The 11215-nt window shown below is 59.0% G+C and carries 9 protein-coding genes; 7 read left to right on the forward strand and 2 right to left on the reverse strand.

The annotated features are described in order from the left end of the window. Positions 1–150: 150 nt before the first annotated feature. Entirely contained in the window at positions 151–4362 is a 4212-nt protein-coding gene (gene rpoC / locus ACIQUB_RS05045; RefSeq protein ID WP_113239198.1) for a DNA-directed RNA polymerase subunit beta', read from the forward strand. A gap of 109 nt (positions 4363–4471) precedes the next feature. On the opposite strand, the gene ACIQUB_RS05050 is transcribed toward rpoC, so the two are convergent. Together ACIQUB_RS05050 and ACIQUB_RS05055 are read right to left on the reverse strand one after the other, a co-directional pair. Beyond that, on the reverse strand, positions 4472–4903 hold the full coding sequence (locus ACIQUB_RS05050) for an NUDIX domain-containing protein (RefSeq protein WP_113239200.1): 432 nt from the start codon (positions 4901–4903) through the stop codon (positions 4472–4474). A gap of 9 nt (positions 4904–4912) precedes the next feature. Beyond that, positions 4913–5206, reverse strand: coding sequence for a hypothetical protein (locus ACIQUB_RS05055; protein ID WP_018902684.1), 294 nt, complete (start codon positions 5204–5206; stop codon positions 4913–4915). Positions 5207–5690: 484 nt separating this feature from the next. Here ACIQUB_RS05055 and rpsL point away from each other — a divergent pair, with 484 nt between their 5' ends. The 6 genes from rpsL to rplC all read left to right on the forward strand — a co-directional run. Beyond that, on the forward strand, positions 5691–6062 hold the full coding sequence (gene rpsL / locus ACIQUB_RS05060; RefSeq protein ID WP_018902683.1) for a 30S ribosomal protein S12: 372 nt from the start codon (positions 5691–5693) through the stop codon (positions 6060–6062). Between the two features lie 78 nt (positions 6063–6140). Beyond that, positions 6141–6611 (forward strand): 30S ribosomal protein S7, encoded by a 471-nt coding sequence (gene rpsG / locus ACIQUB_RS05065; protein ID WP_018902682.1) that lies wholly within the window; start codon positions 6141–6143, stop codon positions 6609–6611. 30 nt (positions 6612–6641) lie between these two features. Next, on the forward strand, positions 6642–8741 hold the full coding sequence (fusA, locus tag ACIQUB_RS05070) for an elongation factor G (protein WP_112945139.1): 2100 nt from the start codon (positions 6642–6644) through the stop codon (positions 8739–8741). Between the two features lie 67 nt (positions 8742–8808). After that, positions 8809–9984, forward strand: a complete 1176-nt coding sequence (gene tuf / locus ACIQUB_RS05075) for an elongation factor Tu (RefSeq protein WP_111561256.1) — start codon at positions 8809–8811, stop codon at positions 9982–9984. A 313-nt stretch (positions 9985–10297) separates the two neighbouring features. After that, positions 10298–10606, forward strand: a complete 309-nt coding sequence (rpsJ, locus tag ACIQUB_RS05080) for a 30S ribosomal protein S10 (protein WP_402928799.1) — start codon at positions 10298–10300, stop codon at positions 10604–10606. Positions 10607–10640: 34 nt separating this feature from the next. Then, a partial coding sequence (gene rplC, locus ACIQUB_RS05085; protein WP_402928801.1) for a 50S ribosomal protein L3 occupies positions 10641–11215 on the forward strand: 575 nt, incomplete at its 3' end.

Here is an 11215-nt window from a genome sequence, read left to right on the forward strand (position 1 = left end):
TCCCAGCTCTGGCCCCGTAACGTGTTGGCCGGGAAGGGACGATTTCGCCGCATTCTGCGGTTATTGTCGTTTTTTCGCGATGGCGCGGCGCCCGGGATTTGCCGCTGATCATCGCAGTTTGAGGGCTTTCAGCCCATGAAGGAGACAGGCATGAACCAAGAGGTCATGAATCTTTTCAATCCGCAGGTGCCTGCGCAGAATTTCGATTCCATCCGGATCTCGATTGCGTCTCCGGAGAAGATTCTCTCCTGGTCTTATGGTGAGATCAAGAAGCCGGAAACGATCAACTATCGTACGTTCAAGCCTGAACGCGATGGTCTGTTCTGCGCCCGCATCTTCGGACCGATCAAGGACTACGAATGCTTGTGCGGCAAGTACAAGCGCATGAAGTACAAGGGCATCATCTGCGAAAAGTGCGGCGTCGAAGTCACGCTGTCGCGCGTTCGCCGTGAGCGCATGGGCCACATCGAGCTTGCCGCTCCCGTTGCCCACATCTGGTTCCTGAAGTCGCTTCCTTCGCGCATCTCGACGTTGCTCGACATGACGCTGAAGGATGTGGAGCGCGTTCTCTACTTCGAACACTACATCGTCACCGAGCCGGGCCTCACCGCGCTCAAGGAGCACCAGCTCCTGACGGAAGAAGAATACATGCTTGCTGTCGATGAGTACGGCGAAGATCAGTTCACCGCCATGATCGGCGCTGAAGCCATCTTCGAAATGCTGGCATCGATGAACCTTGAGAAGATCGCGGGCGACCTGCGCTCGGATCTGGCCGACACCACGTCGGATCTCAAGCAGAAGAAGCTGATGAAGCGCCTGAAGATCGTCGAGAACTTCATGGAATCCGGCAACCGTCCGGAGTGGATGATCATGAAGGTCGTCCCGGTCATCCCGCCGGACCTGCGCCCGCTGGTTCCGCTTGATGGCGGCCGTTTCGCGACGTCCGACCTCAACGACCTGTACCGCCGCGTCATCAACCGTAACAACCGTCTGAAGCGCCTGATTGAACTGCGCGCTCCGGGCATCATCATCCGTAACGAAAAGCGCATGCTGCAGGAATCTGTGGATGCGCTGTTCGACAACGGCCGCCGTGGCCGCGTCATCACCGGCGCCAACAAGCGTCCGCTGAAGTCGCTGTCCGACATGCTCAAGGGCAAGCAGGGCCGCTTCCGTCAGAACCTGCTCGGCAAGCGCGTCGACTATTCCGGCCGATCGGTCATCGTGACCGGTCCGGAACTGAAGCTGCACCAGTGCGGCCTGCCGAAGAAGATGGCGCTCGAACTGTTCAAGCCGTTCATCTACGCCCGCCTAGACGCCAAGGGTTACTCCTCGACCGTCAAGCAGGCCAAGAAGCTGGTTGAAAAGGAAAAGCCGGAAGTCTGGGATATCCTCGACGAGGTCATCCGCGAGCATCCGGTACTGCTCAACCGCGCACCGACGCTGCACCGCCTGGGCATCCAGGCCTTCGAACCGATTCTGGTCGAAGGCAAGGCCATCCAGCTGCACCCGCTCGTCTGCACGGCCTTCAACGCCGACTTCGACGGTGACCAGATGGCCGTTCACGTGCCGCTGTCGCTCGAAGCTCAGCTCGAAGCCCGCGTCCTGATGATGTCGACGAACAACATCCTGCACCCTGCAAACGGTGCACCGATCATCGTTCCGTCGCAGGACATGGTTCTCGGCCTGTACTACCTCGCGATCATGAACCAGAACGAGCCGGGCGAAGGCATGGCCTTCTCTGATCTGGGCGAACTGCATCACGCGCTTGAAAACAAGGTCGTGACGCTGCACTCCAAGATCCGCGGCCGCTTCAAGTCGATCGACGAGGATGGCAAGCCCTACTCGAAGATCTACGAAACGACCCCTGGCCGTCTGCTCATCGGCGAACTCCTGCCGAAGAACGGCAAGGTGACCTTCGACATCTGCAACCAGGAAATGACCAAGAAGAACATCTCCAAGATGATCGACACGGTCTACCGTCATTGCGGCCAGAAGGACACGGTCATTTTCTGCGACCGCATCATGCAGCTCGGCTTCACCCACGCCTGCCGCGCCGGCATTTCGTTCGGCAAGGACGACATGGTTATCCCGGACTCGAAGGCGAAGATCGTCGGCGACACCGAAAACCTGGTCAAGGAATACGAGCAGCAGTACAACGACGGCCTGATCACTCAGGGCGAGAAGTACAACAAGGTCGTTGACGCTTGGGGCAAGGCAACCGAAAAGGTCGCCGAGGACATGATGGCCCGCATTAAGGCTGTCGAGTTCGATCCGGAAACGGGTCGCCAGAAGCAGATGAACGCCATCTACATGATGTCGCACTCGGGTGCCCGTGGTTCTCCGAACCAGATGCGTCAGCTGGGCGGCATGCGCGGCCTTATGGCCAAGCCGTCGGGTGAAATCATCGAGACGCCGATCACGTCGAACTTCAAGGAAGGTCTGACCGTTAACGAGTACTTCAACTCGACCCACGGTGCCCGTAAGGGTCTTGCAGACACCGCTCTGAAGACGGCTAACTCCGGTTACCTGACCCGTCGTCTCGTCGACGTCGCGCAGGATTGCATCGTCAACCTCGTGGATTGCGGCACCGACAAGGGCCTCACCATGACCGCCATCGTCGATGCCGGTCAGGTCGTTGCTTCGCTCGGCGTTCGTATCCTCGGCCGTACGGCTCTTGATGATATCGATCATCCGGTTACCGGCGAGCGTCTCGTCGACGCCGGCAAGATGATCCTTGAGCCCGATGTCATCGAGATCGAAAAGGCTGGTATCCAGTCGATCCGTATCCGCTCCGCACTGACCTGCGAAGTCCAGACGGGCGTCTGCTCGGTCTGCTACGGTCGTGACCTTGCCCGCGGTACCCCTGTCAACATGGGTGAAGCGGTCGGCGTCATCGCCGCTCAGTCGATCGGCGAGCCGGGCACGCAGCTCACCATGCGTACGTTCCACCTTGGTGGCACGGCGAACGTGGTCGACCAGTCGTTCCTGGAAGCATCGTATGAAGGTACGATCCAGATCAAGAACCGCAACGTTCTGCGCAACTCGGAGAACGTCCTCGTCGCTATGGGCCGCAACATGGCGGTCACCATTCTCGACGAGCGTGGCGTCGAGCGCTCCTCGCAGCGCGTCGCCTACGGTTCGAAGCTGCACGTCGATGACGGCGACAAGGTCAAGCGGGGCCAGCGTCTGGCCGAGTGGGATCCGTACACCCGTCCGATGATGACGGAAGTCTCGGGTACCGTTCAGTTCGAAGACGTCGTCGATGGTCTCTCCGTTCTCGAAGCGACCGACGAATCCACGGGTATCACCAAGCGTCAGGTTATCGACTGGCGTTCGACCCCGCGCGGTTCGGATCTCAAGCCGTCGATCGTCATCGTGGATGCCAGCGGCAATGTCATGAAGCTGCCGCGCGGTGCTGATGCCCGCTTCCAGCTGTCGGTTGACGCGATCCTGTCGGTCGAGCCTGGTCAGAAGGTTTCCCAGGGTGACGTGCTTGCACGTTCGCCGCTGGAAAGCGCCAAGACCAAGGACATCACCGGTGGTCTGCCGCGTGTTGCCGAACTGTTCGAAGCTCGTCGTCCGAAGGACCACGCCATCATCGCTGAGATCGATGGTACGATCCGCCTCGGCCGCGACTACAAGAACAAGCGTCGCGTCATCATCGAGCCGGCGGAAGACGGTGTCGAGCCGGTCGAGTACCTGATCCCGAAGGGCAAGCCGTTCCATCTGATGGAAGGTGACTATATCGAAAAGGGTGACTACATCCTCGACGGTAACCCCGCGCCGCATGACATCCTGGCGATCAAGGGCGTCGAAGCTCTGGCTTCGTACCTGGTCAACGAAATCCAGGAAGTCTATCGTCTGCAGGGCGTTGTCATCAACGACAAGCACATCGAAGTGATTGTCCGTCAGATGCTGCAGAAGGTGGAAATCACCGATGCAGGCGACTCGACCTATATCGTCGGCGACAACGTCGACCGTATCGAGCTCGAAGACGTCAACGACAGCCTGATCGAACAGGGCAAGAAGCCTGCCTATGGCGAGCCGGTTCTGCTCGGTATCACCAAGGCATCGCTGCAGACGCCGTCCTTCATCTCCGCCGCGTCCTTCCAGGAAACGACGAAGGTGCTGACGGAAGCTGCGATCGCCGGCAAGACCGACGGCCTGCAGGGTCTGAAGGAAAACGTCATCGTCGGCCGCCTCATCCCGGCCGGTACCGGTGGCACGATGACCCAGATCCGCCGTATCGCGACCTCGCGCGACGAGCTGATCCTCGAAGAACGCCGCAAGGGCACGGGTGCCGATGTCGCGACCCCGATGCTTCAGGATCTGGCTGGCGAAAGCGCACCGGCCGCCGAGTAATCGGCGCCGGGTCGCACGACCGGATACCAAGAATTGAAAGCCGCCCGGAGCAATCCGGGCGGTTTTTTCGTTTCAGGATATGAAGGTGGGAGCGGGAAGGGCGCGGCTATCAGCCGATCATCGGCAGGCAGTGTTCCATGCCATAGCCCAGCCGGGCTTTCGCTTGCGCAAGATCGATCCAGAAGAAGCGAAACTGGATTGGATCGCCGCCGCCGAACGGCGTCAACTCCTGGTGCAGCCATGTCTCCGGGTGGTGATCGTCGAGTTCGACATGAAAGTAGTGCCGGCGGTGCCAGGCGATACCGCCGATCTTCAGCGCAAACCGATAGTCGTGGACGGCAAGCGGGGTGAGGGGAGCTGATGGCGCCAGGCCGGTTTCTTCGCAGAACTCCCGCAGCGCCGCCTCGGCGATATCCTCGCCGGTCTCGACGGTTCCGCCCGGGACCTGCCAGAGCACGTCGGGAAAGTCCGGCTCGTCGAAAACGAGAAGCCGGTCGCGCCAAGTGGCATAGATCAGCACTTTCAGCGCATCCGGCTCCATCATCTCGGCTCAGCTGAAGCGGATGATCGCGACTTCGCCTTCGACTGCGCCCTTGTAGGCGGATGCGTGCGGCTCTTCTTCCGGAATGTCGGTCAGCATGCCGATCTGGTCGAGGTCGGCCTCGATGAAACCTTCCTCGGACAACGCGTTCAACGCCTCGCGAACCGCGCTGTCGTCGTCGGCCGCCTTCAGCATGATGTGCAGATCGACACCTTCGCTGCCATCGGTCTCATAACCCTTGCCGATGATGATGAAGACCATCGGGCCTTCGTTGTTGTTGTCGTTGTCCGGGCTGGTAATCATTCTTCGTCCTTCGATTCGAGATTTGAATCTCATTTCAGGCACTTGGCCTCTGCAATCTCTGATTCCTTAGCCGCTTTCGCTGCAATGCCCAAGTTTATCTTGGCCACCGCACGCGATTTTGTCTAAAAGGTCCAAGCGAGGGCCAAAAGGCCGCGTTTCAAGGCCTTCTCGGGAAGATTATTTGTTAACAGCCTTGACGAGACGACGGGAAACCAGTAGTACCCGCGCCATCGGAACCCATGTGAGGCATGGCCATCTGGGGCGACACGCCCTCGATATCACCTCAAACAAGGTTCGAAACGCACGTTGAAGATATGTTGCCTGCACGCATGACGCATTTCTTTTGCGTCCTCTGCTCTTTGTGGTCCATCTGCGAAAACAGATCGGGCCACGTTTTGCGCATTGAGACAGGCGTGTGATCTTGCCGGAGACGGCGTGAGTTACGCCCGCAAGGGTTTGAGATTTAAACGTAAGGGATGGTTGAATGCCTACCGTAAACCAGCTGATCCGCAAGCCGCGCCAGCCAAACGTAAAGCGTAACAAGGTTCCTGCTCTGCAGGAAAACCCGCAGAAGCGTGGTGTTTGCACCCGCGTCTACACCACGACCCCGAAGAAGCCGAACTCGGCTCTCCGTAAGGTTGCCAAGATCCGTCTGACCAATGGCTTCGAAGTCATCGGCTACATTCCTGGCGAAGGTCACAACCTGCAGGAACACTCTGTCGTCATGATCCGTGGCGGCCGCGTGAAGGACTTGCCGGGTGTTCGTTACCACATCATCCGCGGCGTTCTCGATACCCAGGGTGTCAAGAACCGCAAGCAGCGCCGCTCGAAGTACGGTGCGAAGCGTCCGAAGTAATTCGGACTTTTTGTAAATTCGGCGCTGCGTGAGGTCCTCCGCGTGATAAAGCGCCTTAACGGTTAAGAGACGAGAAGTATGTCCAGACGTCACAGAGCAGAAAAGCGCGAGATCAACCCGGACCCCAAGTTCGGCGATCTCATCGTCACCAAGTTCATGAATGCAATCATGCTTGACGGCAAGAAGTCCGTCGCTGAAAGCATTGTTTACGGCGCATTTGACTCCGTGCAGAACAAGTCGAAGCAGGAGCCGCTGGTTGTTTTCCACGCCGCCCTCGACAACATTGCTCCGCACGTAGAAGTCCGTTCGCGCCGCGTTGGTGGTGCTACGTACCAGGTTCCGGTCGATGTTCGCCCTGAGCGTCGCCAGGCCCTCGCAATTCGCTGGCTGATCACTGCCGCTCGCAAGCGCAATGAGACGACGATGGTCGATCGCCTTTCCGGCGAACTTCTCGATGCATCCAACAACCGTGGTAGCGCCGTCAAGAAGCGCGAAGACACGCACAAGATGGCTGATGCCAACCGTGCGTTCTCGCATTATCGCTGGTAATCCCGAACGGTTCCCGAAAGGCAGTCCATTATGGCTCGCGAATATAAAATCGAAGACTACCGTAATTTCGGTATCATGGCGCACATCGACGCCGGCAAGACGACGACGACCGAGCGTATCCTTTACTACACCGGAAAGTCGCACAAGATCGGCGAAGTGCACGATGGCGCCGCCACGATGGACTGGATGGAGCAGGAGCAGGAGCGTGGCATCACGATCACGTCCGCTGCGACCACGACCTTCTGGAAGGGTCGCGACGGCAAGATGCGTCGCTTCAACATCATCGACACTCCCGGCCACGTCGACTTCACCATCGAAGTCGAGCGTTCGCTGCGCGTTCTCGACGGTGCTGTTGCCCTTCTCGACGCTAACGCAGGCGTAGAGCCGCAGACGGAAACCGTCTGGCGTCAGGCTGAGAAGTACAACGTTCCGCGTATGATCTTCTGCAACAAGATGGACAAGACCGGTGCTGACTTCTACCGCTCGGTAGAAATGATCAAGACCCGTCTCGGCGCCACCGCAGTCGTCATGCAGCTCCCGATCGGCGCAGAAAGCGACTTCAAGGGCGTTGTCGACCTGATCGAGATGAACGCTCTCATCTGGCGCGACGAGTCGCTCGGCGCTCAGTGGGACGTCGTCGAAATCCCTGACGACCTGAAGGAAAAGGCTGCTGAATATCGCGAAAAGCTGATCGAGACCGTTGTCGAGATCGACGAAGCCGCGATGGAAGCCTACCTCGAAGGCACCATGCCCGACAACGACCAGATCCGCGCGCTCGTCCGTCGCGGCACGATCGACGTCAAGTTCCACCCGATGTTCTGCGGCACTGCCTTCAAGAACAAGGGCGTTCAGCCGCTGCTCGACGCCGTTGTCGACTACCTGCCGTCGCCGCTCGACATTCCGGCGATCAAGGGCATTGACTTCAAGACCGAAGCCGAAATCGAACGTCATGCTGACGACGCCGAGCCGCTTTCCATGCTCGCGTTCAAGATCATGAACGACCCCTTCGTCGGTTCGCTGACCTTCGCTCGCATCTACTCCGGCAAGCTCGAAAAGGGCGCGTCGGTCATGAACACGGTCAAGGACAAGCGCGAGCGCGTCGGCCGCATGCTGCAGATGCACTCGAACTCGCGTGAAGACATCGAAGAAGCCTTCGCCGGCGACATCGTTGCTCTCGCCGGCCTCAAGGAAACCACCACTGGCGATACGCTCTGCGATCCGCTGAAGCCGGTTATCCTCGAGCGCATGGAATTCCCCGAGCCGGTCATCCAGATCGCGATCGAGCCGAAGACCAAGGGCGACCAGGAAAAGATGGGCCTCGCGCTCAACCGTCTGGCTGCTGAAGACCCGTCCTTCCGCGTGAAGACTGACCAGGAATCCGGTCAGACCATCATCGCCGGCATGGGCGAACTTCACCTCGACATTCTCGTCGACCGCATGCGTCGTGAATTCAAGGTTGAAGCAACCGTCGGCGCTCCGCAGGTTGCCTACCGCGAAACCATCACGCGTCAGCACGAAGAAGACTACACGCACAAGAAGCAGTCCGGTGGTACCGGTCAGTTCGCGCGCGTCAAGATCATCTTCGAACCGAACCCAGAAGGCGACGACTTCAAGTTCGAATCCAAGATCGTCGGCGGTGCTGTTCCGAAGGAATACATCCCGGGCGTTCAGAAGGGTATCGAAAGCGTTCTGTCTTCCGGTCCGCTGGCTGGCTTCCCGATGCTCGGCGTCAAGGCGACGCTCGTTGACGGTGCCTTCCACGACGTTGACTCGTCCGTCCTCGCGTTCGAAATCGCTTCGCGTGCTTGCTTCCGTGAAGCAGCCAAGAAGGCCGGCGCTCAGCTCCTCGAGCCGATGATGAAGGTCGAAGTCGTAACGCCGGAAGATTACGTCGGCGACGTCATCGGTGACCTGAACTCCCGCCGTGGTCAGATCCAGGGTCAGGAACAGCGCGGCATCGCGATCGTCATCAACGCCAACGTTCCGCTGGCGAACATGTTCAAGTACGTCGACAACCTGCGCTCCATGTCGCAGGGCCGCGCACAGTACACGATGACCTTCGATCACTACTCGCCGGTCCCGTCGAACGTCGCAACCGAGATCCAGGCAAAGTATTCCGGTCAGAAGTGACCGGAATACCAATTGACCGATAACAAGAATTAAGTCCCTCGCGGACTTGCAAGAATGGAGAGCCTAAATGGCAAAGAGCAAATTTGAGCGCAACAAGCCGCACGTTAACATCGGCACGATCGGCCACGTTGACCACGGCAAGACGTCTCTGACGGCAGCGATCACCAAGTACTTCGGCGAGTTCAAGGCGTACGACCAGATCGACGCAGCACCGGAAGAAAAGGCACGCGGCATCACCATCTCGACGGCACACGTCGAGTACGAGACGGCCAACCGTCACTATGCCCACGTTGATTGCCCCGGCCACGCCGACTACGTCAAGAACATGATCACCGGTGCCGCACAGATGGACGGCGCGATCCTGGTTTGCTCGGCAGCTGACGGCCCGATGCCGCAGACCCGCGAGCACATCCTGCTTGCTCGTCAGGTTGGCGTTCCGGCTCTGGTCGTGTTCCTCAACAAGGTCGACCAGGTCGACGACGCAGAACTGCTCGAACTCGTCGAGATGGAAGTTCGCGAACTTCTGTCGTCCTACGACTTCCCGGGCGACGACGTTCCTGTCGTCAAGGGTTCGGCTCTTGCTGCTCTCAACGATTCGGACAAGAAGATCGGCGAAGACGCCGTTCGCGAACTGATGGCCGCTGTCGACGCCTACATCCCGACGCCTGAGCGTCCGATCGACCAGCCGTTCCTGATGCCGATCGAAGACGTGTTCTCGATCTCGGGTCGTGGTACGGTTGTGACCGGTCGCGTCGAGCGCGGCATCGTCAAGGTCGGTGAAGAAGTCGAAATCGTCGGCATCCGCGCCACCTCGAAGACGACGGTTACCGGCGTTGAAATGTTCCGCAAGCTGCTCGATCAGGGCCAGGCTGGCGACAACATCGGCGCTCTGGTTCGCGGTGTTAACCGTGACGGCGTTGAGCGTGGTCAGATCCTGTGCAAGCCGGGCTCTGTCAAGCCGCACAAGAAGTTCATGGCTGAAGCCTACATCCTGACGAAGGAAGAAGGCGGCCGTCATACGCCGTTCTTCACGAACTACCGTCCGCAGTTCTACTTCCGCACGACCGACGTGACCGGCATCGTTTCTCTGCCGGAAGGCACGGAAATGGTTATGCCTGGCGACAACGTCACGGTTGCCGTTGAGCTGATCGTTCCGATCGCGATGGAAGAAAAGCTGCGCTTCGCTATCCGCGAAGGCGGTCGTACCGTCGGCGCTGGCATCGTTGCCTCGATCATCGAGTAATCATTGAGATCGGCCGTCTCGCAAGGGACGGCCGCTTCGATGACATTATTATGAAGCAAGTGGCTTTAGCCGCTTGCTTATTACAAAGAAATACGGCACATGGCGCGCAAGCGCTGTTTGCGCGCTGCTTCGTTGTTTCGAAGCGGCAGACTGAAGCTAACATAAAGGTGGCCGAAAGGCCTGAAGACTGGATAGGGATGCCGGTTTCCGACGTCCCTCTCGATCTTTGAAACCGGTGGTCCGCCTTTAGGGAAGAAAACAACCCGTGCCTTGAACAAGGGCGCGTAAGTAACAAACACAAGGATAACGTCGAATGAACGGCCAAAATATCCGCATTCGCCTGAAGGCGTTCGATCACCGCATTCTCGACGCTTCGACGCGCGAGATCGTGTCGACGGCGAAGCGCACCGGCGCAAGCGTCCGGGGCCCCGTTCCGCTTCCGACTCGCATCGAGAAGTTTACGGTAAACCGGTCCCCACACATCGCCAAGAAGAGCCGCGAGCAGTTCGAGATGCGCCCGCATAAGCGCCTCCTCGACATCGTTGACCCGACACCGCAGACGGTAGACGCGCTGATGAAGCTCGATCTCGCCGCTGGTGTCGATGTTGAGATCAAGCTCTGAGCCTAGCTCGAGCTGAGTTGGAAGGATTGAACCGATGCGTTCAGGTGTGATTGCACAGAAGGTCGGCATGACCCGCGTCTATAACGACGCCGGCGAACATGTTCCGGTAACAGTACTGCGTATGGAAGGCTGCCAGGTCGTAGCCCAGCGCACAGTAGAAAAGAACGGCTACGCCGCAGTTCAGCTTGGTGCTGGCACGGCGAAGGTCAAGAACACGTCCAAGGCGATGCGCGGCAATTTCGCTATTGCCAACGTCGAGCCGAAGGCCAAGCTCGCTGAATTCCGTGTTTCGGAAGACAACCTGCTTGACGTCGGCACCGAGCTCAAGGCTGGCCACTTCGCCACCGGTCAGCTCGTCGATGTCACCGGCACGACGATTGGTAAGGGCTTTGCCGGCGCCATGAAGCGTCACGGCTTCGGCGGTCTGCGCGCCACGCACGGTGTGTCGGTTTCGCACCGCTCGCACGGTTCGACCGGCTCGCGCCAGGACCCGGGCAAGGTTTTCAAGAACAAGAAGATGGCTGGTCACATGGGCCAGACGCGCGTAACGACTCAGAACCTTGAAGTGGTTTCGACCGACGAAGATCGTGGTCTGATCCTGATCAAGGG

The organism is Rhizobium sp. NPDC090275 (assembly GCF_044772225.1).
Classification (GTDB): Bacteria; Pseudomonadota; Alphaproteobacteria; order Rhizobiales; family Rhizobiaceae; genus Rhizobium.